Here is a 24105-nt window from a genome sequence, read left to right on the forward strand (position 1 = left end):
CCATCAATGAAAGGCGATATCGCCGATGACCCGCACGCGAACCCGCCGCGCGCCGCCAGGCAGATAGGCAATCGGGATATCTTCCACCTCAAGCGTCTTCAGGCTCGCTCGCTCCGCTCCAGAAGCAATCGCCGCGTTCTGCGCCTCGGTCTCTGCTTTCGCAAGCGCCTCCTCGCGGCTCAGGCCGGAAAAGACCTGGTCAACCTCGCCGGAAACCTGCGCCATCGCCGCGCCCAGCGCATTGGCAACGCCGGCATTTTCCACACGCAGCACTTCCGACGCACCCGGAACCGTCTCGGGAATCAAAAACGCCCCGCCGCCGACGGCAACGAGCGGCACATCTTCCGCCGAGGTCTTCATCTGGTCGAAACTGTCGGCCACCATGTCACGGATGCGTTGGAGTGTGGCCTGCACGAAAGCCGGATCGAGGCCTTTGACACGGTCGCGGTCACCCATCTCGATCAGCCCCGCGGCAACGGCAATATCCGAGGTCGTGAGCGTATCGCCGCCGAAAACACGGGCCTGCGTCAGGATGCGATAACCGACCGAGCGTGGACCGATCTTGCCCGTCTCAGGATCAACGATCGTGCCGCCGCCGAGCGCAATCGGCAGAAGATCGGGCATGCGGAAGAGCGTGCGCACCCCGCCAATATGGACGATATTGTTCGCTTCCCGCGGAAAACCGCCGACAAGGCAGCCAATATCGGAAGTCGTGCCGCCGACATCCACCACCATGGCATCGGTTAGCCCGGTGAGGAAGGCAGCACCCCGCATTGAGTTCGTCGGGCCGGAAGCGAAGCTGTGCACCGGGTTGGCAGCGGCGACATCCGCGAGCGCCACCGTGCCGTCATTCTGGGTCAGATAGAATGGCGCCTTCACACCTGCTTCGCGCAACGCATCCGAAAATGCCTGAACGGTTGTCCTGCCAAGGGTTTGCAGTGCCGCGTTCAGCAGGGCGACGTTTTCCCGCTCCAGAAGCCCGATGCGGCCAAGCGTATGGGAAAGCGTGATGCGTGCATCGGGAATGACCGAACGGACGATTTCCGCCGCCCGCACTTCGCATTCCGTTGTCAACGGCGAGAAGGTTGCCGAAATGGCGATGGAAGTGATGCCCGCATCGCGGATTTTCATCGCCGCCTCCCGAATTTCATCGGGAATCATCGGCACCAGCGGGCTGCCATCATATTCATGGCCACCATGGACCATGAAAATCAACGGATCGACAGCATCGTACAAATCTTTTGGCCAGTCGCACATGGGCGGCAGCGAAGAACCGGTCGGCAGAGCGATGCGGATGGCTGCAACCCGTTCCAGCCGGGCGCGCTCCACCACTGCATTGGTGAAATGGGTGGTGCCGATCATCACCGCGTCGATCGGTCGATCCGTCGCGCCGACATGGCCGGACACATGGGCGAGCGCTGCTTTTACGCCCGACAGGACATCCTGCGTGGTAGGAACCTTGATGGAGGCGACAATGGTGTCTCCATCGATCAAAACGGCATCCGTATTGGTGCCGCCAACGTCAATACCGATGCGTTTCATGGGAATACCGATCTGAAGTCAATGTCATAACCGAAGGCGCGCGGGCCGACGGCGGCGATGCCGGCAGGCGTCGTCAAAAGCTCGGGTGCCAGCAGGGCGACAACCGTCACGCGCTGGCCGTAACGCACCGATTCCGTACCGATGGCGCCGCCGGAAACCGTATCGAGAAGGCAAAGCAGGTCCGGCGTCATGGCGACTGGCTGGCCATCGCGGAAGGCAACGGCCCACTCATTCTGGAATGCGAGCTCCATGAGCGAACCACGGTCGGCATCAATGCCTTCAATGGTCGTGCTGCCACGCAGGAAACCACCCGTGGTCTCGCGGGCCACATCCACCACCTTGCCGCGAAACAGCTGCTTGCCGCCCTCGTGGTCGAGAACCGCCTGAACGGGATCGTCATGGCGCGCCCGCGCCTCCATCACCGCGCGCCCGAGTTCGGTCGCCTTGGTGACGGTATAATGAATACCCCACTCCTTCACTTCCTTGCCGGTGCGCGGCGCCTTGCAGGTGGCGGCGGTGGAGCCCACTTCGGTGCAGACCTTACGCGAGATACGCTCCATCCATTTCCATGAGGCAGCCCGCGTTACGATCACCTCATTGTCGCGCCCATCGACCAGCGACAGCGGAAACATCGGCAGGTTGCCGATGGCGAAGGATGTCATCTGCGCTTCCGGATAGGCGCGTCCCATGGCGTCGGCATTGACGACCGGCCGGTCGAGGACGGCGGCAGCGAGGAAAGACGAGAGCGCGTTGGAGCCGCCGATCTCCACACTCATGATCGCCCGGAACGGCTTGCCGAGATAATCCTCCATGACCTCGACAGCGCGGGCAAGATGCACGGGGTCTCCCAGCCGTTCCTGACCGACAAGCGGGGCACCCATCTTGGAGACGACGGCAACCATGTCGTCATCGGCAAGCGCCATGGGATCCATGACCTTGACCCGTCGCCCCTCGGCATAGAGACGCCGCAGATTGAGCGTCGAGATATAGGGATTGCCGCCGCCCCCCGTTCCCAGAATCCAGGCACCGGTGGCCAGAGGTTCGATATCGTCTTCGGAAAATTCCTGGATCATGCGTCATCCTCGGGCATGCCGCAGCCTTTCCGGCCGCAGGCGATGCTCCTTCCCTTTGAAGTTCCAAGTCTGCCAACCCCGCCATCTGGGCGGGGTCGGTTTTCATGAGGTAAAGATCACTCGGCCTTGCAGTCCCAATGGAAGTTGGAGAAGTTCAAGTCCCAGCTCTGCATGGGGATGAACTCGTAACCCTGAAGGCACTTGTTCGCCGCATAACGGCGGTTCGGCGCAACCGCCCAGACGTCAGGCTGAAGATCAACGATCTTCGTCTGCAGCTCCTTGTAGGTAGCGTTCTGCTCGTTCACATCAGTGGTGGCGCGAACCTTGTCGATCAGCCCGTCGATTTCCGCGTTCTGCAGCCATTCCATCGACATCCAGGTGCCGGATGCCTTGGAATGATACTGGTTGTAGAACATCGAATCCGGCGACGGATAGGTCGGCGAGATGTTCACCTGCGTCGATGCCGGCGTTGTTTCGGGCTTGGAAGAAAGCTCGACGATACGGTTCCACGGCTCAGGCTTGATATCGAGCGTGATGCCGATCTGCTCGAGGCTGGACTGCAACAGCAGCGCCACTTCCGCCTCGAAGGCGAGCGACGCGACATAGCTGTTGACGAGCGTGATCTTCTGGCCGGCATATTTCGACTTCGCCAGCTCTTCCTTGGCTTTTTCCAGATCGTAGACGCCCGGCTGGATATCGCCATTATGCGCGTCCTTGAACGCGTCAGAGAGCGGCCCCTTCATATCGAAGCCCGGATAGATCACTTCCTGGATCGTCTTGTAGTCAGTCGCATAGGCGATGGCGCGGCGGACGTGGACGTCGTCGGTCGGATAGACCTTGGTGTTGAGCTTGATGACGAAACCGCCGGCGGTGCGGGTCTGGATCAGCTTGTAACCCTTCATCCGGCCGATGGATTCATAGGTGTCGTTGCCGAGCCCGTGCGAGGAAAGGCCGAGCTCACCCTTTTCCGCCAACGCCTTGACGGTGGCGTCGTCGCTGGTCTGCACGAAGCGTACTTCATCGATCGGCTTGCCCTTGGTCCAGCCGAGGAAATAATCGGCGTTACGGGCGATGACCATGTCGGCGGAGCGGTTGTAGCTGACGAGCTTGTAGGGGCCGGAACCGGCGGAATGTTCGCCGACATAAGCCTCGCCCCATTTGTCTTCGGGCTTGGCATTGGCTTCGATCAGCGTCTTGTTCATCGCCATCATCAGCGGCGTCGCCGCCATGAAGGGCGAGAACTGGCGGTCGATCTTCATGACCAGGGTTGCATCGTCAGGTGCGGTCACGTTTTCAGGCTTCAGCACGCCGACGATGAGGTTCGACGGGCCCTTGTTGATACCGAGCAGGCGCTGGATCGACCAGGCAAGATCGGCCGCCTTCACTGCCGTACCGTCTTGGAACTTCGCATCGTCGCGCAGGTGGAAGGTGTAGGTCAGGCCGTCCGCGGAAATCTCCCAGGATTTCGCCAGATGCGGCACGATTTCGCCCTTGGCGTTCACCGTGGTAAGTCCGTCATACATGTTCACGATGGCCATGTAGCCGGTGTAGTCAGTCACTTTCGCCGGGTCGAGCGAGCTGAATATCTGCATGGTGTTGACCGCGACCGACACCTTGTCTTCCGCAAGGGCCGCAGAAGACAGGACCGGCAACGCGAGCGCCGTGCCGAGCGCCAGTGCGGCGAGACGGGAAGAAACTACAGGCATTTTCATTATCGTTCTCCTCTTTATTGCGGGTCATCGGGCCCGCTTATGGTTAGGCAGCCTTGCTGACCGGAACGGGCAGCGGTGAGAAAGGAATGTCCGGATAGCCGAAGGCCGCCGGGCCAACGACCTCAAGCGCGCGGGCGCTGCGCAGCAGGTCGTGACAGGGAATGGCGATGACGGCCACGCGCTGGCCGTAGCGCAGCACTTCGGTGGTGATCGGATAACCGGTGTCGACATCGAGCAGGACGATCAGATCGGGAACCGTCACTTCCACCTTGCCGTCACGGGAAAACAGCAGGAATTCGTTCTGGATGGCGACGCCCGCCGTCTGGCCGGCGCAATCGTCGAAGCCGGAGAGCGTAAGATCGCCGACGGCGAAACCGCCGCGAAGATGGCGCTTCAGATCGGTGATCTTGCCGTTGAAGATGCGCCGCCCGCCTTCGAGCGCGCAGACTGCAGCAATAGGGTCTTCCTGCTGCTTGCGGGCACGGATCACCGCCTCACCGATGGCAATGGCCTTGGTGTAGGTTTTCGGAATGCCATACTGGTGCACGTAGTGCGCCTGCATCGGCGCGGTCGCCAGCATCGCGCCGCCGCCCTGCGAGACGACGCAGGCGCGCGCCATGCGCTCGTGCCAGACCTCGGAAACGGCATGGCTGAAGATGACGGCATTACCGTGCAGATCGCACATCACCGAGGGCGTGGAACTATGGCCATAGATGGAGAAGGTGGTCATCTGCATTTCCGGGAATGCCCGGCCCATGCCGTCGCAATCGAGGATCGGCAGGCCGCCCAGCGCCGCCGTCACCAGCGGGTTCATGGAATTGGAACCGCCGATTTCCTCGCAGACGATGGCGTCAACTGGCGTGCGGATCAGCTCTTCCATCGCCCGCAGGCAACGCAGGCCTTCACGGCCTTCGCGAATGCGCTCGACGCCGACGACGGGCGCGCCGATACCGCCGATGGACATGCAGAGCGCGTCCGGCTCGATGGCGTCGGTTGCGAGAATCTTCATCTCGTAGCCGGCCTTCATGGCCTCCAGCGCCAGAAGCTTCCCGAGATACGGATTGCCGCCGCCGCCCGTGCCGAGAATGCCTGCGCCGATTTCCAGTGCGTCGAGATCTTCACGCGTCAGCGTCCGCAATGCCGCCTCGTCATATTTCAGCTTGCGTGTCTCAGCCATGATTGGCTCCCATTTCTCCAACAACTTTCACATGAATGCGGGTGGCGTTGCCGGGCAGGTAAGCCAGCGGCATATCCTCGCGCTCGATTACTTCGAGCGTCGCGGCAATCGCGCCGGCGGCAACCGCCTTTTCGCGGGCCTCCGCTTCTGCCTCGGCCAGTGCGCTCTCGCGCGTGCGTCCATCGACGAGTGAGAAGACCCGGTCGGTCTCACCGCTGATCTGCGCAATGGCCGCGCCAACGGCATTGGCCACCGCGAAATTCTCAGGCCGGATAACCTCAAGATCACCGATGCGATCCGGCATCAGGATGGAACCGCCGCCAACGGCGATAACCGGCACTGGTGACGATGAGATGCGGCTGCGCTCCACGCAGGCTTCAAGCATGTCGTTGATCTTGTTGACGGCCGCATCCACGAGCTTTTTGTCGAGGCTGGAAACCAGCTTTTTCTCGCCCACATCCGCCTTGCCGGAGGCAACCGCGATATCGGTCGCTGTCAGGGTCGAGCCACCGAAGCAGAGCGCCTCGCGGCGGACGCGGTAACCGACGGATTTCGGCCCGACGGTCAGGCCGTGATCGCCATTGACCACAAGCGAACCGCCGCCGAGACCGATGGAAAAGACGTCGGGCATGCGGAAATTGGTGCGGACGCCGCCAATATCCACCGTGGTCGAGGCCTGACGCGGGAAACCGTGGGACAGCGAGCCGACGTCCGACGTGGTGCCGCCTACATCCACGACCACGGCATCCTTGAGACCGGTGAGGAAGGCCGCACCGCGCATGGAGTTCGTCGGACCGGAAGCGAAGGTAAGCACGGGGAAACCGCGCACTACATCAGCCGCCATCAGCGTACCGTCGTTCTGGGTGATATAGAACGGGCAGGTGATGCCCGCAGCCTTCAGCGCTTCGCCGAAAGCCGCAACCGTGCGGTCGGCAAGCGACAGCAGGCTGGCATTCATGATTGCCGCACTTTCGCGTGCAAGCAGGCCATGGCGGCCGATATCCTTGGACATCACCACCGGCAGGCCGGGGCAGCGCTCCTGCAGGATTTCCTTCGCCCGAAGTTCCATCGCATCATTGATGCCGCTGAAAACGCAGGTGACGGCAGCGGCCTTCAGGCCCTTGGCGCGAATATCCGCACCGATACGGACGATTTCGTCCTCATCGAGCGGTGAGATTTCACGACCGTCGAATTCGTAACCGCCACGCACCTGATAACCGTGGTTGCCGACGATTTCCTTGAGATCATCCGGCCAGTCGACCATGGGCGGCAGGCCGGCACCGGACGGCAGGCCGAGCCGGATGGCTGCAACCTCGTCCATATGCCGGCGCTCGATCACCGCATTGGTGAAATGTGTGGTGCCGATCATCACGGCACCGATGCGCGCCCTGTCTATGCCCGATGCCTCGATGACCTTTTCCAGGGCTTCGATGACGCCTGACGTCACATCCTCTGTCGTGGAGGCCTTCACCCCCGCCAGAACGGTCTTATCCTGCAACACAACGGCATCGGTATTTGTGCCGCCGACGTCAATTCCAACGCGATACACGTCAGGCTCCTCTTTCATCAATCGGTCGTTTTGACGAGGAAGCGCATGCGCTCTTCCTCGGTCACCGTGGGTTTGAGACGTTCTTCCTCGTCGGTGACGACGGGGATGGCCGCGATCAGGGCGCGGGTATAGGGATGGGCCGGTTCGGCGAAGACCGCCGACGTCACGCCCTCTTCGACAATCTCGCCCCGCAGCATGATGGCGATGCGCGAACAGAAATTGCGCATCAGCGACAGGTCGTGCGAGATCATCAGATAGGTCAGGCCAAGCTCCTCACGCAGCTGCAGCAGAAGGTCGATAACCGTCTTCTGCACGGACACATCGAGTGCGGCCGTTGGCTCATCGAGGATGAGAATTTTCGGCTCGGCCGCCAACGCCCGGGCAATCGCCACACGCTGCTTCTGGCCGCCGGACAGCTCATGCGGATATTTGCCGAGATAGGATTGCGGCAGCCGCACCAGCCCCATCAGTTCCTGCATGCGGTTTTCCCGCGCCTGCCCATCCATGCCGATGGATTTCAGCGGCAGGGCAAGCGTCTGTTTCACCGTGCGCTTCGGATTAAGCGAGGTGCCCGGGTTTTGATAGACGATCTGCGTCAATCGCTTGCCGCGCGCAGGCGCGGGAGCGTCAATGACAAGATTGCCGGAGGTCGGGCGCGAAAGGCCCATGATCATACGGGCGACGGAAGTTTTGCCGGAGCCGGATTCACCGGCCAGGCCGAATACCTCGCCTTCCTTGAGCGTCAGATTCACATCCCGCACGGCGTGATAACCGTTGCGCCGACCATAAATCTTGTTCAGCCCTTCGATGGTGACGATGGGCGAACGCGTGCTCTGCGCCAGATCGGTGACGCGCGGGCCATAAAGCGGAGGCACGGCATCGAGAAGCGAGCGCGTATAATCCTTGGCAGGGCTATGGAGGATTTGCGTGCAGGGTCCGGTCTCGACGATATCGCCGTGATGCATGACCACGACCCGATCCGCCACCTTGCGTACGACGCCGAGATTGTGGGTGATCATCAAGAGCGCCATGTTTTCTTCGGCGACCAGCTGGTTGATGAGATTGAGGATTTCATCCTGCGTCGTCACATCAAGTGCCGTGCCCGGCTCGTCCGCGATCAGGAGCTTCGGCTGATGCAGCAGGGCAAGCCCGATCAACACGCGCTGGCGCATGCCGCCCGAAAGTTCGGACGGATAGGCGTTCATCACCCGCTCGGTGTCGGCAAGCTGCACCCGGCGCAGAACGGCAGCTATGCGGTTGCGACGCTCGGCCTTGGACGAGTTGATTCCATCGCGCTTGTCGGCGAAGCGCATGACATCATCGAGATGTGTGCCGATCTTGAAGACCGGATTGAAGGAGGAGAGTGGGTCCTGCATGATCAGTGAAAAGGCGGTCCCCTTCAGGGCCTCACGCTCCCTGCGTGGCATGGACAGCACATCCCGGCCATCGATGAAGATGGCACCTGATGTGATCGCGGCGTTTTTTGGCAAAGTGCCGATGATAGCCTTGGCCGTGACGGATTTGCCCGACCCGGTTTCGCCGATCAACGCCACGCGTTCGCCGGCGGCAACCGTGAAGGCGACATCGCGCAGCACCTGCCGGGTGCGGCCGTAATTGGTGAAGGTGACGTTGAGGTTTTCGACCTTGAGAAGCGGTTCAGTCATGGCCTTAGCTTTCCACGTCGAACATGTCGCGCAGGCCGTCGCCCAGCAGATTGAAACCCAGCGTCACGTAAAGCACGGCCGCGCCGGGGCAGAGCACTTCCCACCAGAAATCCGGCATGAACTGGCGCCCGTCGGCGACCATCGATCCAAGGTCAGGCGTCGGCGGCTTGACGCCGAAACCCAGGAAGCTCAGCGTCGCTCCGAACAGAATGACGAAGGCGGCATCGAGCGTCGTCTTGACCGAAATGACCGAAACGCAGTTGGGCAGTATTTCGTGGAAGAGGATGTGTAACGGGCCTCCACCGGCAAGACGTGCCGCCTCGATGTAATCTTCCGAAGCGATGGACTTCGATACCGAATAGATCAGCCGCGCATGCCAGGTCCACCACAGCAGCGTGATCGCGATCATGGCGTTCATCAGTGTCGGTTCCAGCAGGTTGGAGACCGCGAGCGCCATGACTAGCGGCGGCATGGCCAGCATCACATTCGTCAGGCCGCTGATGAGTTTTTCGGTCCAGCCGCCGAAATAACCGGCGATCAGGCCAAGCACAGTTCCGACCGGAACGGAAATGCCGAGCACGCCGATGACGAGAAGCAGCGAGACGCGGAGCCCGAAGATGGTGCGGGAAAAGATATCGCGACCGGCCTTGTCGGTGCCGAACCAGTGTTCCAGATCCGGCGGCATATGGCGGGCGCGGAAATCGACAACCGCGCCGATATGTTTCGGATAGGGCGTAAGCCAGGGTGCGAAGACCGCCAGTACCAGCACCGACAGAAGGATCAACGAGCCGATGACCGCCGCCGGATTGCGGCTGAAGCGATACCACATCATGTAACCGGCGCTTAAGCCCCGATCAGTGGGTTCGAGCATTTTCATATCGGCCATCAGCGAGCCTCCTTGCGGCGCAGACGCGGGTCGATGATCGAGATCAGGACATCCACGATCAGGTTCGCAACGATGAAGAACAGACCGGCCACCAGCACCACGGCGGTCACGGCGTTGAGGTCTTTCTGCAGGATGGCGTTGAGCCCGTAGGAAGCAAAACCACCCCAGGCGAAGACCATCTCGATCACGAAGGCATTGCCGATCAGCGACGCGAATTCGAGACCCATGATCGTCAGCGGCGCGATGGAAGAGAGCTTCAGCAGGTAACGGAAGATGATGACCCGCTCCGGCACGCCGAAGCTTTGCAGGGTCAGCACATGGTCCTTGCGCTGGTTCTCGATCATAGAGGAGCGCGTGATGCGGGTGATCTGGCCGATGCCGGCCATGGAAAGCGCAAAGGCCGGAAGCGCGAGATGCTTCAACGCATCGAGCACGACGTCGAAACGTCCGGCCAGCATGCCGTCGACAAGGATGAAACCGGTGGGGCCGCCCTGCCAGCCAAGCGAATGATCGAGCCTGCCGATGATCGGCCAGCCGGAGAGAAAGCGCGCTGCCAGCAATTGCAGCGTGATGGCGAAGAGAAAGCTTGGGATCGTGACCCCGGTAAGCGACAGGATGCGACCGATATGATCCAGCGGCCGGTCGCGATAATGCGCCGTGATGACGCCGAGCGGGATGGCGACGAGGAACATGAAGATGACCGCGACCAGCACCAGCTCGACGGTCGCGGGAACAGTCTGCGCCAGATCGGTTGTAACGGGGCGCTGCGAAACCAGCGAGAAGCCCAGATCACCATGCAATGCATTGCCGATATAATCGAGATATTGAACGGCGAGCGGCTTGTCGAGGCCCATCTGCCCGCGCAACGCATCCACCTGGTCTTGCGTTGCAGCCGGCCCCAGCGCCATGCGGGCGGGATCTCCCGGCACCACGCGGGCCAGCACGAAAATCATGATGGACAGGGCGATCATGACCAGCACGAAGGTGCCGAGCCTGTTCAAAATCGCGACCAGCGGATGTTGCTGCATCGGTGGAACGTTCCTTGTGCATCGGTTGCCTGAGCACAAGTTTTCACCACATGGCCATTCGAACAATCGCTGAAAGGTATAGTTTTTTAAAGAATGAGTATAGGTTTTTTGAAACCGATATCCTATCCCTTTCCCATGATGCTTCTGCCCCGGCCCCACCTCTGCAATCGCATTGCCAGCGAAACCGCGGGCGTGGTGTTTCTGCGCGCACCGGCGGGTGCGGGAAAAAGCGTATTGCTGGAGACGCTGGCAAAGGAGCTCGGAGCTCAGATATGCCGCACGCACCAGCCGCAAAGCGATAACGCGGTCAATGGCAACCTGCTGTGGGACATTCCAGTTTTTGCAAGGGCGGTACGCATGCCAGCCCCCATTCTGGAGTCGGTGCGTTTCGTCGTCATCGCCTGCCGGCCGGACCAGAGGATCAGCGGCATGGCGCGTCACATCCTGCATCACGGCTCGCTCACCATAGGACCGGAAGAACTCGCCTTGCGGCCAGATGAGGCGGACGACCTTCCACCCGGGCAACGACGGCTGGCGCTCGAGGATTACGCGGGATGGCCGGCCTTTCTTTCGCTGGCGCGCCTGCCGGATGACACGTTATGCGCCGACTATCTGCGCGAAAGCTATCTGCCCCATCTCACGCCCGCCCAGACCGTCGAACTTTCCTTCTGGCTCGAAAACCCTTCCGCCGCCCCAGATGCTGACTGGGCCATGCTTCTGCCGCCCTTTCTGACGGGAAAACCCGACAATCACCACACACTGATACGGCTCCTAACGGTCGCGGCAAGAGAACGCCTCGCCACCTTGCAGGCCGGCAGCGCCGTGGTGGAGGTCGCCTCGGCCTTCGAAAAGGCAGGGCATTCGCTCGCAGCCATGGCGATGCTGCTCGATCGCGGTTACGAGACCCATGCCGCGCAAATCCTCGAACGCGCCCATGGGCGGGAACTGATCTACCGAAGCAGCGTCGACAGGTTTCGCGAAATCATCATGCGGTTTTCGCAGGATATGATCACCTCCAATGAAACCGTCCTTTTCGCGGTTACCCGCGCCTTGCTGAAACAGGGCGAATTGCAGCGCGTGCGCCATCTGCTCGGCAAAAGCCTCGGCTCGGATTACCTTGACCCGCTGAAGGTGCTAGCCCGCGGCTCGCGGTTTTCCTTCGCAGCCCGCACCTTCCGGCTGAACCTGATGATCGCCGAGGACCTGACGCCCAATGACGCGGTGATAACGCGGCTTGGCGAGTTCATGGCGGATTACCCCATGGACGATCACGGGAAATGGGCGGCCTATTACAATGCGCTGCTTGAATTCGAAATCCGCCGTCGCAATTTCCGCGAGGCAGAGGCGGCCGCCGCCCGCGCGCTTATCTATCTGCGCAAGATGGGCGGGCAGCCTCTGCTCGAATTCTTCATCCATCTGCACCAGATCGTGCTGCGGCTGATGAGCGGCGATGTGCTTCTGGCGCGCCGGGCGGCGCAGGAGGCGCGCGCACGGCTGGAACAGGTGCCGCATGATGCCATGCAGGAGTTCCGGATGCTGCGACTGGCGGAAGCCTGCCTTGCCTATGAGGCCGGAAAACCGCGCGACCTGCTGCATTTCGTCGAACATGATTTTGATCATTTCGCCGCCGCCGAAATCTGGCCGAGTCTGATGCAGTTTGCACTGCATTACGCCTCGCAGGTGCTGATCGACCATTTTCCGATGACCGTTCGCCCGGGTTTTCTGGACGGACTCTGGATTCATCTGTCGGAGGGGTTGCAGTTTCATGCGATGATGGAGATCAGAACGGCCATCGCCTATCAGAACGCCAACCGTTGGGCAGATGCCGCAGCGACGCTTTCAGCAGTTCGCATGCCCATGGGCCGTAACTGGGTGGAGAGCGCCCACGAAGACCTCTCCCGCCTGACACGTCGTGATGAAATCGCCTATGTCATGGCCTGGCTGCGCGATGCGGTGCATCTGTTCACACCCCGCGCCTATCTCTCCCGGCAAATCGATGCGATGATCGCCAATCCAAAGGTCACCAATCGCGAGAAGGTCGCATTGAGAATCTGGCAGAGCTATGCCGCGCACCAGCGCCGTGACAACGCCGCCGCCCGCGCGCATATACTCACCGCGCTTGAATCGGCGACCCGCCTTGGCTGCAACGGTGTGCTGTCGGAAGAACGCGTCTTCCTTTCGCCGCTTCTCAACAATCGCCGCATCCGCAGTTTCATCGAAACCTCATCCGATGTCCGCACCGCGCTGTCTATTTTCGCCGCCTCGGTGAACTCACCGCAGGCCCGGGCGCTGCATGGCGGCCTTTCTCAACGGGAAGCACAGATGCTGCAGCTATTGGCCAGCGGCATGTCGAACAAGAAGATTGCTCAGACGCTCAACATCTCGGAAGTGACGGTGAAGTTTCACCTTGGCAACCTGTTCCGCAAGCTGGATTGCAAACGCCGCGCGGAGGCGATCCGCGCGGCGAAAGCACTGGGCTGGTTATGAGGCTCAGCGGTTATTCTTCTTGCGCCATTCGGCAAAGGCCGTCTGGTGCTCTTCCTTGGTGCAGGGGTAAAGGCCGATGATCGTCTGGCCGGCCTTGACCTGCTCTACCACGAAATCCTCATAGGCTGTCATTTCAACCGCTTCCGTCGCCACTTCATCGGCAATGCCGGCGGGGATGACGATGACGCAATCGGCGTCACCCACGATGATGTCGCCGGGAAACACCGGTGCATCGCCGCAGCCGATGGGGCCGTTGATCTCGATGGCCTCGTGTTTGGTCAGATTGGTGGGGCTCGAAGGGCGGGTGTGGTAGGCCGGAATGTCCAGTTCGGCAATGGTGGCCGCATCCCGGAAACCGCCATCGGAAACGATGCCCGCACCACCGCGAACCATCAGACGCGTCACCAGAATATCGCCGGCCGAGGCGGCAGAGGCGTCCTTGCGGCTGTCCATGACAAGCACGTGGCCCGGCGGGCAGGTTTCGATGGCAACACGCTGCGGATGGGCGGGATTGCGGAATTCTACGAGCTGGTTGCGATCCTCGCGGGCCGGCATGTAGCGCAGGGTAAAGGCCGGGCCCACCATGTTCTTGCCCTTGTAGCCCAGCGGGCGAACGCCCTGAATGACCTGGTTTCGCAGGCCGCGCTTGTAAAGCGCTGTCGCTAGCGTGGCGACGGAAATCGTCATCAGTTTTTCGCGCGTTTCATTGTTCATGTCTGTTTCCTCGCAATGGCCGGATGGATGTGTTTCAAGTCCTGTGAATGGGCTCGTCGATGAAGACGCCACCCTGATATTTTGCGATCGCTGCCTCGGGGCCGGGGCGCGGGACGTCGCGCTCGATTTCAGCCCGGTAGCGCGCGGCATTGTCGCGCCGCTGCCAGCCGAGAAAATCGACATGGGAATTATCCCACCAGCTGTCGTCATTGGCCGAAACGCCCCAGATCAGCGGGCAGCCGAGTTTTGGCACGCGGAAGGTCGCCTCTATCAGAGAGACGAAGTCACCGTAGCTGAGCCAGGTCGACAACATGCGCCAGTTCGTGGGTTTCTCGTCACAGGAGCCGATACGCACGATAGCCGTCTCCTGTCCGAATTTGGAATGGTAGAGGCTTGCCATGGCCTCGCCAAAAATCTTCGAGACACCGTAAAGGCCATCAGGCAGAAAAGGCGTCTCAGGGCTAAGTTGCTGCCCCTGCGGGTAATAACCGATCGTGTGGTTGCTGGACGCGAACAGGATGCGAGGTTTGCCGTGCGCCCTCGCCGCCTCGTAGAGATTGTAGACACCACGCAGATTGGCAGCCTCGATGGGATCAAACGCCCTTTCTACGGAAACTCCGCCGAGATGGACGATGCCGTCGCAATCCTTGACCAGATCGTAAACTGCCTGCTCATCCTCCAGCGCGCAGTGGACGAACTCTTCATGAGGCGCTGGCGAACCGAGATCAACCACATCAGAAAGACGGATGGTTTCGGCAACATGGCCAAGCCGCCCGCGCAACATGCTGCCCAGCTTGCCGCCGGCACCGGTGATGAGCAATCGCTTCAACATGATGGGCCTCTTAGAAAATATCGGGCTCGCCGGCGGAACGGCCAAAATCCGTCTGCAGGAAGTCGAAGTCGCAACCCTGGTCGGCCTGCGTCACGTGCTTGGAGAAGAGATAGCCGTACCCACGTTCATAACGCGGCGCAGGCGCTTGCCATGCCGCCCGGCGCTGAGCGATTTCCTCTTCGCTGACCAGCATGTCGAGACGACGCTGCGGCAGGTCGAGGCGGACGATATCGCCCGTTTTCAGGAGCGCCAAGGGACCGCCAACGAAGCTTTCCGGTGCGACATGCAGTACGCAGGCACCGTAGGACGTGCCGGACATGCGGGCGTCTGAGATGCGCAGCATATCGCGGTGCCCTTTTTTGATCAGCGCCTTTGGAATGGGCAGCATGCCCCATTCCGGGAAGCCGGGGCCGCCGAGCGGACCGGCATTGCGCAGCACCAGCACATGATCGGGCGTCACATCGAGATTTTCATCGTCGATGGCGGCTTTCATTTCAGGGTAGCTGTCAAACACCAGCGCCGGACCCTGATGTATATGGAGTTTGGGGTCGCAGGCGGCGGGCTTTATGACGGCACCGTCAGGGCAGAGATTGCCGCGCAGCACGGCAAGAGAGCCTTCCGCATAGACGGGATTGTCCAGCGAGCGGATGACGTCGTCGTTGTAGACCTTTGCACCCTCAAGGTTTTCGCCCATGCTGCGGCCAGTCACTGTCAGCACGGAACAGTCGAGACGACTTTCCAGCTGCTTCATCAGCGCCCTCAGGCCACCGGCGTAAAAGAAGTCCTGCATCAGATAGTTCTTGCCGGAGGGGCGGACATTGGCGATGAGCGGTGTAACGCGGCCAAGTTCGTCCAGCTCATCCAGCGTCATCGGCACGCCGGCGCGGCGCGCCATGGCGATGAGGTGGACGACGGCATTGGTGGAACAACCCGTCGCCATGGCGACGATGGCAGCGTTGCGGAAAGCTGCCGCCGTAAGGATGCGGTTCGGTGTCAGGTCTTCCGACACCATCTCGACAATGCGGCGGCCACAGGCTGCAGACATGCGCTGATGTTCGGAATCGACTGCCGGAATGGAGGAGGCACCCGGCAGGGTGATGCCGAGCGCGTCGGCAATGGCCGTCATGGTCGAGGCCGTGCCCATCGTCATGCACACACCGGCAGAACGGGCAATGCCGCCCTGCACGCCACGCCATTCCTCGTCCGTGACATTGCCTGCGCGGCGCTCATCCCAATATTTCCAGGCGTCCGAACCCGAGCCCAGCACCTTACCGGCATAATTTCCGCTCAGCATCGGGCCGGCGGGCAGATAGATCATCGGCACACCGGCCGAGATCGCACCCATGACGAGGCCCGGCGTCGTCTTGTCGCAACCGCCCATCAGCACCACACCATCCAGCGGATGCGAGCGGATCATTTCTTCCGTCTCCATCGCCAGCATGTTCCGGTAAAGCATCGATGTCGGCTTGGTGAAGCTCTCATCCACGGAAAGCGACGGCATTTCGACGGGGAAGCCGCCAGCCTGCAACACGCCGCGTTTCACATCCTGCACGCGCTCTGGAAAGTGCGAATGACAGGTGTTGAGCTCCGACCAGGTGTTGAGGATGCCGATGACGGGTTTGCCGATAAAATCCTCCTCCGCATAGCCCAGCTGCATCATGCGCGAGCGGTGGCCGAAGCTGCGCAGGTCGTCGGGAGCGAACCAGCGGTCGGAGCGGAGTTTTTTATCGGTCATGTCATTGGTCCTACGTTGCGGGTGGTGCCTAAGGCTGTCAGTCCTGCCGGAGCGTCAGCCCGCTCGTCGTGTCGAAAAGGTGGACGTGTTGAAGTGGCGCCGAAAGGCGGATGACTTCGCCCGCCGATGTCGAGGTCTGGCCGGAAAGATGCAACGTTACAGGAGTGCCGTCACCGAGATTACCGTAGAGATAGGACTCCCCGCCCAGCTGTTCCGCCGTGCGCACCGACATGGTCAACGCGCCGCCCTCGCCCGGCTCCACATGGTTCGGGCGGATGCCGAGCGTCACCTTCTGGCCGGGCTTATAGGCAAAGCCGGTCTGTGGCAGCGGGATCAACTCGCCCGTCGCGATTTTAAGCGCAGGTGTCGCGTCCGAAGACACTTCGCCTGCGAAAAAGTTCATTTTCGGAGAGCCGATAAAGCCTGCCACGAAGAGATTGGCCGGGCGGTTGTAAAGGTCGAGCGGCACGTCAAATTGTTCGAGTTTACCAGCCCGCAAAACGGCGATCTTGTCGGCCATGGTCATGGCTTCCACCTGATCATGCGTGACGTAGATCATGGTGTTGCCGAGACGCCGGTGCAGACTGGAAATCTCACCGCGCATGTCGACGCGCAGTTCCGCATCGAGGTTGGAAAGCGGTTCGTCGAAGAGGAACACGCGAGGTTCCCGCACCACGGCGCGGCCGATGGCGACGCGCTGGCGCTGCCCACCCGACAAATCCTTGGGACGACGCTCGAGAAGCTGATCGATCTGCAGCATCTTGGCAACCTGCGCGATCTTCTCGGCGATCTCCTTCTTTGGCGTGCCGATATTCTCAAGCCCGAAAGAGAGGTTTTCGCGCACTGTCATATGCGGATAAAGCGCGTAGGACTGGAACACCATCGCAAGGCCGCGGTCCGCAGCCGGCACCGTATTGACCACATCACCGCCGATGACGATATCGCCGCCGCTCAACTCTTCAAGGCCGGAGATCATGCGCAGCAGGGTGGACTTGCCACAGCCGGAAGGGCCGACGAACACGCAGAATTCGCCGTGCTTGATATCGAGATCAACGCCTTTGATCACATCGAGGGCGCCATATGTTTTTTTGACCTGACGAAGCTCTATACTTGCCATTGTCGTATTTCCTCCCTGAGGATTATTTGCCGCCCGTGGACGCAATGCCGGTGGCGATATATTTTTGCAGGAACATGAAGACCAGCGCGATCGGGGCGAGTGTCAGCACCGTCATGGCCAGAAGATTGCTCCATTCCGTCGTCATCTCGCCCTGGAAGGAGTTAAGTGCCAGCTGCAGGGTGAAGTTGTCGTTGCGGGTCAGCACGATCAGCGGCCAGAGGAAGTCGTTCCAGCGCCACATGATCGCAAGGATCGCGAGAACCGCGAGCGCGGGTGCCGAGAGCGGCAGGATGATGCGCCAGTAGATTTTCCACTCGCTGGCCTTGTCCATGCGCGCCGCATCGAGGATCTCGTCCGGTATCGTCAGCATGTATTGCCGCAGCAGGAAGACGCCCGTGGGTGTCGCCGCACCGGGAATGATGACGCCCCAGAGACTGTTGATCAAACCGAGCTGGCTGGTGATGAGAAACAACGGCACAAGCACGACGGTCTGCGGGATCATAAGCGTACCGACCACCAGCGCCAGCACGGCGCCCCTGCCCTTGAACTGATATTTCGAGAGCGCGAAGGCCGCCATGGAATTGACGATCAGCATGATGATGGTCGAGGTGACCGTGATGAAGGTCGAGTTCCAGAAATAGAGCGGGAAATTGAAGCGCTGGAAAAGCTCGGTGTAGTTTTCCGTCGCGAGCGCCACCTTTTCAGCCGGCTTCAGCTCGTTGAACTGCATCTTCAGCACTTCCGCCGGCTTGGCGGGATCAACCACCTGCGCCACGAGGCCGATACGCCTGATCATGCCGAGCTTGCGGCCATCCTTGTCGACATAGGCCGGCAGCGGATTTGGCTGCCCGTCAACCACCACGGTTTCCTGGCTATAGGGCAGCAGCCGTGGCGGAAAGCGCTGGAGATCGGCTTCCGTCTTGAACGACGAGAGCACCAGCCAAACGACAGGACCGAACATCATCAGCACGGCCACGCCGAGATAGGCGTAGGACAGCCAGTCGGTCCAATGCAGCTTGCCGTTACGGCCGCGGGTACGGGTCAGAAATGCGCCAATCCTAGCCATCGACCTTGCTCCTGTTTGCCCGGAATTGCAGGGCGGTCAGCACCACGAGCACCACGGCGAGCAGCAGCGAAGCGGCAGCCGCAAGTCCGAAATTCCGGGGCGTCCCGGCAAAGCCGGTCTGATAGATGAATTGAATGATGAAGGTCGTCGCCGAACCCGGGCCACCGCCGGTAAAGGCAAAGACTTCATCGAAAGTCTGCACGCCCTTGATGACCGACAGGACGAGAACGACGAGCATGGTGGGCGCAAGCAGCGGCAGGGTGATGCGCCGGAAGATGCGCCATGGGCTTGCCTTGTCCAGCTGCGCCGCCTCGTAGACATCGCGCGGGATCGCCTGAAGGCCGGCGAGGAGAATGAGCGTGTAAAAACCCATATGCGCCCAGACCGACAGGAAGACCGACCAGCCGAAGGCAAGATTGGCCTCGAGCAGCCAGTCCACCGAACCGAGGCCCAGGCCTTCCATCGCCGCATTGAGAACGCCGAAACGCTGGAGTATCCACTTCCAGATCAAGGCCACGACGACAGGCGACAGCAAAACAGGGAAGAAGAACACCGCACGGAAAAAGCCGCGCGCCCGGATATCGCGGTTGAGCACGATGGCCGTGATCAGCGAAAAGCCGACCATGAAACCCACCTGCAGCACGACGAAGAACAGCGTGTTCCAGACGGAACGCCAGAAGAGATCGCGCGCACAGGAATTGGGGTCGAGATAATTCTGACAGGAAAGAAGGACCGAAAAGTTTTCGCCGCCCACCGAAGGGCGCTCGGATAGCAATATGTGTTCGCTGCCGGTCACGGAATAGGCCATGTTCAGCAGGATCGGCAGGAAGGCAAAGACCGCAAAGAGGATCAGGTTGGGCGTCAGAAACACCCACGCAATCCGCCTGTGGCCAAGAACCTTCTGCAGGAAGGAAAAGGGCAGTTCGACAATGCCCATGACGGGCGCAAGAAATTTATACATGAGGGTCCTCCTTCGATCCGGCGCGGCGCGGCATGCGCCGCGCCGGAAGGCGATGGATCACTTCGCCTGTTTCAACGCTTCCTCAAGGTCCGTCTTCGCACGGGCCATGGCCTCATCAACGGTGCTTTCACCGACGATAGCCTGCGTGATGCGCTGGACTGAGATGTTGAACATGGCGCGGTTGTTCTTGTAGCCCTGGTAGGCGTAGGCAATCGGGCTGAGACCTGGGATCTGGTCGAGCCAGGCATTCATGGCCTTCTGCGTCGCAGGCGTCGCACCGGTATAGGTCACGCCCTTGTCAGCCACCGACTTGTTGGCCGGAACGTTGCGGGTGCGCACCGTAAAGTCCAGATAGTTCTCGTCCTGAGCAAGGAAGTTCAGGATGTCGGCAACGATCTTCGGGTTTTTGGTCTGCTTGAAACCGACGATGCCGGTGCCGCCGGGCATGCCGGTGCAGGCTGCGCCACCGCAGGGCTGCGGCACGACTTCCCAGTCAAAGGCATCGCCCACCTGGCTGTCGAAGCGCGCTGTCTGCCAGCTGCCGGAATAATAATAGACCAGCTGGCCGTTGATGAATTCCTGCGCGGCGTCGCGGTAGGTATTGCCGCCCTGTCCGGCCCAGACGTCACGCGCCATGGTGCCGTCCTTGTTCCACTCCACGAACTTCTTCACGAACGTGGTGAAGCCTTCATCGACGAGGATCGGCTTCCCGTCAGCGTCGAAAATCTTCGCGCCGTAAGAAATGGCCGGGCCGGCGATGCGGTGGCCGGAACGGTCGATCGCCATCGGGTAAGGCGTGCCGGTTGCCTTGGCTACGGCATTGGCGGCCTTTGCCCAGTCATCCAGCGTTGCATCCTTGCCGGGAACGGCGACGTTTGCCTGATCGAACAGGGTGCGATTGATGAAGGCGCCGGTGATGGTGAGCTGCGTGTGCATGCCGTAGATGCCCTTGTCGTCAGGGCCGCTGCGGTACCATTTCAGCACGTTGGAGAAATTGTCTTCCCAATATTTCGCGTCCACATAGGGCGTCAGATCGAGATAATAGCGGTTGAGACCGCCAAGATCGGTCACGGTTGCGAAGTCAGGACCGCTGCCGCCGGCGAGCTGCACGGGCAGACCTTCCAGCAGCGCCTTGTAGGGCACGACATCGGTGACGATCTTCACATCGGGATGCTGCTTTTCGTAACGTGCGAGAATATCCTTCAGGATTTCGCAGCCGTTACCGTCATAAGCGCAGGTGAAGCGCACTTCCTGGGCCGCCTGCGCGGCACCGGCAAAGGACGCCGCGCCAATGGCGAGCGCCAATGCCATGCTGTATTTTCTGGTCATCTGGTTTCCTCCCGTTAGATGATTATGCTTTTGCGGATGCGCTCGGAGCCCAGCCCTTGATCCACTCACCTTCGGCGGCGTCGGACAGACGAACCGGCTTTCCTTCCCGGACGGACCGGTAGATGGCTGTCACGAGTTCGATTGACTGCAAGCCGTCATGAACCGTCACTTCCTTGCCGCCGCGTCCTTCCATCGCGTCGGCAATGGCTTCGACAAAACCGGCAAAGCCGTTTTCGCCATCCGCTACGGTCGCCAGAACGGCGTCGATCTGATCCTGTGTCGTCGGGGCGCGGGCGATAAAACGCCAGGTGTCTTCCGCCGGACGATACGGCAAGGTGCCGCTCTCCGCCGTGAAGCCCTCGAAGCAGAAACGAAGGCGCGAGGTGTCTTCGGCCGCGCCGAGCGTGACCGAGCTAGTCGCGAGCGCACCGCTTTTCATGCGGAAGCTGAGTGCTGCGCAATCTTCGGTTTCGATTTTGTTGACCCGCGTATCGGCCATGGCGAAAACTTCCTCGACCGGACCGAGGACGTGGCAGAGAAGATCATGGGCATGAATGGCATGACCGAGGATTGCACCGCCGCATTCACCCTTCCAGGTGCCGCGCCAGGGAATGTCGTAATAGCTCGCGCCACGGTTCCAATGGACTTCCGAGCTCGCGACGAAGGCCTTGCCGGCAAGACCGGCATCGATGAGCGCGCGCATCTGCCGCATCGCCTGTCCGAAGCGGTACTGGAAGACGGGAAACACGCCGCGACCGGTCTTCTTGACGGAGTCGATCAGCGCATTGGCTTCTTCCAGAGAGCGAACCAACGGCTTTTCGCAGACGACGTCCTTGCCCGCCGCATGCGCCTTCAGCGTCACCGGAAAATGCAGGTGCGGCGGCAGGCAGACGTCGATCAGCTGGATGCTCTCATCGGCCAGAACCTCATCGAGATCGGTGGTCAGACGAATGGAGGTATCATCGCCGGCGACGGAGTGGGCGCGCTCCAGATCGAGATCGCAGATCGCCTTGACGACGAAGCGCTTTGGCAGCGCCCGATAACCGGTCAGATGTTGGGCGCCGATGCCGGCGCCGATGATGGCAACACCAATCATTTCGAGGCTCCCTCAGCCTTGGCCTGCGCCTGAAGCGAGAGGTCGCAGACCTTGAAGACGTGTTCCTGCGTCATTGCCGTTTCGGTGCGGTTGCGGATATCGTCGCAGATACGGGCGAAATAGGGCAGGCCAGCACCGGAAGCATCAATATACTCGCAGCGGTCGCCATTCACGAGAACGAGGCGATCAGTGCCTTCGGTGTTGCCGACGTCAACATATTTACGCAGCTCGATGTAACCCTCGGTGCCAAGGATGGTCAGACGGCCGTCACCCCACGTCGGCAACGCATCCGGTGTATACCAGTCGACGCGGATATAGCCGTGACCCTTGTCGCCGCGCAGCACGACCTCGCCGAAATCCTGAAGACCCGGATCGTGCGGGTTGGCGTAATTGGCAACGGTGGCGGACACGATCTCAACCTCGGTCGAGCCGGTGAAGAACATGAACTGGTCGATCTGGTGGCTGGCAATGTCGGTGATGATACCACCGTAGGCTTCGCGCTCGAAGAACCACTTCGGGCGAATCTGGCGGTTCAGGCGGTGCGGGCCGAGGCCGACAGTCTGGATGACGCGGCCGATGGCGCCCTGGGCAACGAGTTCAGCAGCCTTGGTCACGCTTGGCACTTCGAAGCGCTCGGAGAAATCCACGGTCCAGATGCGCTTGGTCTTTGCCACCGTCTGGCGCAGGCGGTCGAGCTGTTCGAATGTGGTGCAACCGGGCTTGTCGGACATGACATCCTTGCCGGCTTCCATGGCGGCAATCGCGAGATCGGCGCGCTTGGAGGGAATATCGGCGATCACGACGAGATCGACGGTGCCGTCAGCCAGCAGCGCCTCTTTCGATGCTGCGCGCGGCACATCCGGGAAGCGCTTGACGAAGCCTTCCACGACATCGGGCTCGCCTTCCGTCCACCAGCCGGCAAATTCGGCGCCGGCATCCAGCAGGTTCTGGGCCATGCCGAAAATGTGCCGGTGCTCAATCCCGAGAGCGACGAACTTGATTGCTTTACTCATCCTGCAGTTCCACTTCCTTGCCGGTGTCGGCCGAGTTGATGATCGCGTCGATCAATCTGTGAGACAAAAGAGCCGCTTCACCGGTGACGACCGGCGCGCGTCCTGAAGAGATGGCGTCTGCGAAATCATCGAAGACGCCCTGATGCCATCCATGCGTGAAAGCCATGGGGTCGGCGCCGCCGCCCGTGCCAGCGGCCGCGCCGCCAAAAGTCTCCTGCCGGCCATCGCGCCAGTCGAGATGCAACAGACCCGAAGCGAGCCGCAGGCTGGCATTGTCGAAGTGCAGCAGGATCGATTCCGCAGCGCCGGGGAAACTTGCGGTGCTTGCCACCAGCGAGCCAACGGCACCGTTCTTGAAGCGCAGTCCGGCAGAAACATAATCTTCGGTTTCCATGCGATGGAACCGCGTCGTCGCAGCCATGGCCTGAACACGGGCCACTGGCCCCGTCAGGCTCAATGCCAGATCGATCGTATGAATTGCCTGGGAGATCAGAACGCCGCCGCCATCGCGCGCCAGCGTGCCGCGACCCGGTTCGTCGTAATAGGATTGCGCCCGCCACCAGGGCACGGAGATTTCGCAGAGGCCTAGTGCGCCGAGCGTGCCGCCATCAACGAGCTCACGGGCTTTTTGCGATGCAGCCCGCATGCGGTGCTGGAAGATGATGCCGAGAGTAACACCTGCCTCGCGACAAAGGGCAACAAGACCGTCTGCTTCCTGCGTATTGCGAGCGACGGGCTTCTCCATCAGGATGTGCTTGCCGGCTTTCGCCAGTTTCCCGACGATATCAATACGGGCATTTGGCGGTGTTGCGATGATGGCGAAATCGACATCCGTATCGCGCGCCGCCTCCTCGACTGAGGAATAAACCGCAACTTCATATCCGGTGTTTTTCGAGGCTTCGGCGGCCAGCGCCTTGGCGCGGCCGGAGCCACCATCGACTACGCCTTTCAGGCGAATTTTTTCAGGGCTTGCCGCGCAGGCAAGCACATGCGTCTTCGCTACCATTCCGGCACCAACGATGACGCAGGTCTTGATATTTTGCATTTCGGGAGCCTCCTTCCCAATGCGCAATCATTTGCATACCGGTATGCCGGTTGTCAACAGACTTGTGTTCCGGTATACC

At 60.9% G+C, this 24105-nt stretch carries 19 protein-coding genes; 1 reads left to right on the plus strand and 18 read right to left on the minus strand.

What is annotated here, in order from left to right; genetic code table 11:
- Window positions 1-3 precede the first annotated feature (3 nt).
- The 8 genes from EGT36_RS18915 to EGT36_RS18950 form a co-directional block, all read right to left on the minus strand.
- A complete protein-coding gene (locus tag EGT36_RS18915) occupies window positions 4-1542 on the minus strand; it encodes a hydantoinase/oxoprolinase N-terminal domain-containing protein (RefSeq protein WP_044459799.1) in 1539 nt (512 codons plus the stop codon).
- Window positions 1539-2615, minus strand: a complete 1077-nt coding sequence (locus EGT36_RS18920; RefSeq protein WP_125270838.1) for an S-methyl thiohydantoin desulfurase family protein — start codon at window positions 2613-2615, stop codon at window positions 1539-1541. The genes EGT36_RS18915 and EGT36_RS18920 overlap by 4 nt, the downstream gene beginning before the upstream one ends.
- A 116-nt stretch (window positions 2616-2731) precedes the next feature.
- On the minus strand, window positions 2732-4327 hold the full coding sequence (locus tag EGT36_RS18925) for an ABC transporter substrate-binding protein (protein ID WP_072493606.1): 1596 nt from the start codon (window positions 4325-4327) through the stop codon (window positions 2732-2734).
- A gap of 43 nt (window positions 4328-4370) precedes the next feature.
- Window positions 4371-5504, minus strand: coding sequence for an S-methyl thiohydantoin desulfurase family protein (locus EGT36_RS18930; RefSeq protein ID WP_004438394.1), 1134 nt, complete (start codon window positions 5502-5504; stop codon window positions 4371-4373).
- A complete protein-coding gene (locus EGT36_RS18935) occupies window positions 5497-7053 on the minus strand; it encodes a hydantoinase/oxoprolinase N-terminal domain-containing protein (protein WP_072493680.1) in 1557 nt (518 codons plus the stop codon). The genes EGT36_RS18930 and EGT36_RS18935 overlap by 8 nt, the downstream gene beginning before the upstream one ends.
- A gap of 17 nt (window positions 7054-7070) precedes the next feature.
- Entirely contained in the window at window positions 7071-8717 is a 1647-nt protein-coding gene (gene nikE / locus EGT36_RS18940) for a nickel ABC transporter ATP-binding protein NikE (RefSeq protein WP_125270839.1), read from the minus strand.
- 4 nt (window positions 8718-8721) lie between these two features.
- Entirely contained in the window at window positions 8722-9603 is an 882-nt protein-coding gene (locus EGT36_RS18945; protein WP_125270840.1) for an ABC transporter permease, read from the minus strand.
- The gene (locus tag EGT36_RS18950) at window positions 9603-10631 is read right to left on the minus strand and encodes an ABC transporter permease (protein ID WP_072493609.1); all 1029 of its coding nucleotides are present in this window, start codon (window positions 10629-10631) and stop codon (window positions 9603-9605) included. Before EGT36_RS18950 ends, EGT36_RS18945 begins: the two co-directional genes overlap by 1 nt.
- 135 nt (window positions 10632-10766) lie before the next feature.
- Between EGT36_RS18950 and EGT36_RS18955 the strand changes: the two genes are divergently transcribed.
- Window positions 10767-13118 (plus strand): helix-turn-helix transcriptional regulator, encoded by a 2352-nt coding sequence (locus EGT36_RS18955; RefSeq protein ID WP_172965722.1) that lies wholly within the window; start codon window positions 10767-10769, stop codon window positions 13116-13118.
- A gap of 3 nt (window positions 13119-13121) precedes the next feature.
- Here EGT36_RS18955 and EGT36_RS18960 read toward each other — a convergent pair whose 3' ends face one another.
- From EGT36_RS18960 to EGT36_RS19005, 10 genes are read right to left on the minus strand one after another with little or no spacing between them, the layout of a single operon-like run.
- Window positions 13122-13832 carry a ribonuclease activity regulator RraA gene (locus tag EGT36_RS18960; protein ID WP_003506768.1) on the minus strand — a complete coding sequence of 237 codons (711 nt, stop codon included), beginning with the start codon at window positions 13830-13832 and terminating at the stop codon, window positions 13122-13124.
- 34 nt (window positions 13833-13866) lie between these two features.
- Complete coding sequence (locus tag EGT36_RS18965) at window positions 13867-14664, minus strand: NAD-dependent epimerase/dehydratase family protein (RefSeq protein ID WP_125270841.1); 798 nt, start codon at window positions 14662-14664, stop codon at window positions 13867-13869.
- Between the two features lie 10 nt (window positions 14665-14674).
- Window positions 14675-16399, minus strand: coding sequence for an L-arabinonate dehydratase (gene araD / locus EGT36_RS18970; protein WP_125270842.1), 1725 nt, complete (start codon window positions 16397-16399; stop codon window positions 14675-14677).
- Between the two features lie 37 nt (window positions 16400-16436).
- A complete protein-coding gene (locus tag EGT36_RS18975; RefSeq protein ID WP_125270843.1) occupies window positions 16437-17516 on the minus strand; it encodes an ABC transporter ATP-binding protein in 1080 nt (359 codons plus the stop codon).
- Window positions 17517-17538: 22 nt separating this feature from the next.
- The gene (locus tag EGT36_RS18980; protein ID WP_037091040.1) at window positions 17539-18582 is read right to left on the minus strand and encodes a carbohydrate ABC transporter permease; all 1044 of its coding nucleotides are present in this window, start codon (window positions 18580-18582) and stop codon (window positions 17539-17541) included.
- Window positions 18575-19543, minus strand: a complete 969-nt coding sequence (locus tag EGT36_RS18985) for a carbohydrate ABC transporter permease (protein ID WP_004438359.1) — start codon at window positions 19541-19543, stop codon at window positions 18575-18577. Before EGT36_RS18985 ends, EGT36_RS18980 begins: the two co-directional genes overlap by 8 nt.
- 57 nt (window positions 19544-19600) lie before the next feature.
- Window positions 19601-20872, minus strand: a complete 1272-nt coding sequence (locus EGT36_RS18990) for an ABC transporter substrate-binding protein (RefSeq protein WP_004438356.1) — start codon at window positions 20870-20872, stop codon at window positions 19601-19603.
- 22 nt (window positions 20873-20894) lie between these two features.
- Window positions 20895-21968 carry a Gfo/Idh/MocA family protein gene (locus EGT36_RS18995; protein WP_072493613.1) on the minus strand — a complete coding sequence of 358 codons (1074 nt, stop codon included), beginning with the start codon at window positions 21966-21968 and terminating at the stop codon, window positions 20895-20897.
- Entirely contained in the window at window positions 21965-22981 is a 1017-nt protein-coding gene (locus EGT36_RS19000; RefSeq protein ID WP_034498321.1) for a Gfo/Idh/MocA family protein, read from the minus strand. Before EGT36_RS19000 ends, EGT36_RS18995 begins: the two co-directional genes overlap by 4 nt.
- Complete coding sequence (locus tag EGT36_RS19005; protein ID WP_125270844.1) at window positions 22974-24026, minus strand: Gfo/Idh/MocA family protein; 1053 nt, start codon at window positions 24024-24026, stop codon at window positions 22974-22976. Before EGT36_RS19005 ends, EGT36_RS19000 begins: the two co-directional genes overlap by 8 nt.
- Window positions 24027-24105: the final 79 nt, after the last annotated feature.

It is taken from the genome of Agrobacterium sp. FDAARGOS_525 (assembly GCF_003938925.1).
In the GTDB taxonomy this organism is placed as follows: domain Bacteria; phylum Pseudomonadota; class Alphaproteobacteria; order Rhizobiales; family Rhizobiaceae; genus Agrobacterium; species Agrobacterium pusense.

What these genes read in the sequence shown, in the direction of transcription:
- EGT36_RS18965 (WP_125270841.1), bottom strand. Translation starts at nt 14,664, where the DNA reads ATGTTGAAGCGATTGCTCATCACCGGTGCCGGCGGCAAGCTGGGCAGC.
- EGT36_RS18945 (WP_125270840.1), bottom strand. Translation starts at nt 9,603, where the DNA reads ATGGCCGATATGAAAATGCTCGAACCCACTGATCGGGGCTTAAGCGCC.
- EGT36_RS18995 (WP_072493613.1), bottom strand. Translation starts at nt 21,968, where the DNA reads ATGATTGGTGTTGCCATCATCGGCGCCGGCATCGGCGCCCAACATCTG.
- EGT36_RS18920 (WP_125270838.1), bottom strand. Translation starts at nt 2,615, where the DNA reads ATGATCCAGGAATTTTCCGAAGACGATATCGAACCTCTGGCCACCGGT.
- araD (WP_125270842.1), bottom strand. Translation starts at nt 16,399, where the DNA reads ATGACCGATAAAAAACTCCGCTCCGACCGCTGGTTCGCTCCCGACGAC.
- EGT36_RS18980 (WP_037091040.1), bottom strand. Translation starts at nt 18,582, where the DNA reads ATGGCTAGGATTGGCGCATTTCTGACCCGTACCCGCGGCCGTAACGGC.
- EGT36_RS18985 (WP_004438359.1), bottom strand. Translation starts at nt 19,543, where the DNA reads ATGTATAAATTTCTTGCGCCCGTCATGGGCATTGTCGAACTGCCCTTT.
- EGT36_RS18925 (WP_072493606.1), bottom strand. Translation starts at nt 4,327, where the DNA reads ATGAAAATGCCTGTAGTTTCTTCCCGTCTCGCCGCACTGGCGCTCGGC.
- EGT36_RS18955 (WP_172965722.1), top strand. Translation starts at nt 10,767, where the DNA reads ATGATGCTTCTGCCCCGGCCCCACCTCTGCAATCGCATTGCCAGCGAA.
- EGT36_RS19005 (WP_125270844.1), bottom strand. Translation starts at nt 24,026, where the DNA reads ATGCAAAATATCAAGACCTGCGTCATCGTTGGTGCCGGAATGGTAGCG.
- EGT36_RS18975 (WP_125270843.1), bottom strand. Translation starts at nt 17,516, where the DNA reads ATGGCAAGTATAGAGCTTCGTCAGGTCAAAAAAACATATGGCGCCCTC.
- EGT36_RS18930 (WP_004438394.1), bottom strand. Translation starts at nt 5,504, where the DNA reads ATGGCTGAGACACGCAAGCTGAAATATGACGAGGCGGCATTGCGGACG.
- EGT36_RS18915 (WP_044459799.1), bottom strand. Translation starts at nt 1,542, where the DNA reads ATGAAACGCATCGGTATTGACGTTGGCGGCACCAATACGGATGCCGTT.
- nikE (WP_125270839.1), bottom strand. Translation starts at nt 8,717, where the DNA reads ATGACTGAACCGCTTCTCAAGGTCGAAAACCTCAACGTCACCTTCACC.
- EGT36_RS19000 (WP_034498321.1), bottom strand. Translation starts at nt 22,981, where the DNA reads ATGAGTAAAGCAATCAAGTTCGTCGCTCTCGGGATTGAGCACCGGCAC.
- EGT36_RS18950 (WP_072493609.1), bottom strand. Translation starts at nt 10,631, where the DNA reads ATGCAGCAACATCCGCTGGTCGCGATTTTGAACAGGCTCGGCACCTTC.
- EGT36_RS18990 (WP_004438356.1), bottom strand. Translation starts at nt 20,872, where the DNA reads ATGACCAGAAAATACAGCATGGCATTGGCGCTCGCCATTGGCGCGGCG.
- EGT36_RS18960 (WP_003506768.1), bottom strand. Translation starts at nt 13,832, where the DNA reads ATGAACAATGAAACGCGCGAAAAACTGATGACGATTTCCGTCGCCACG.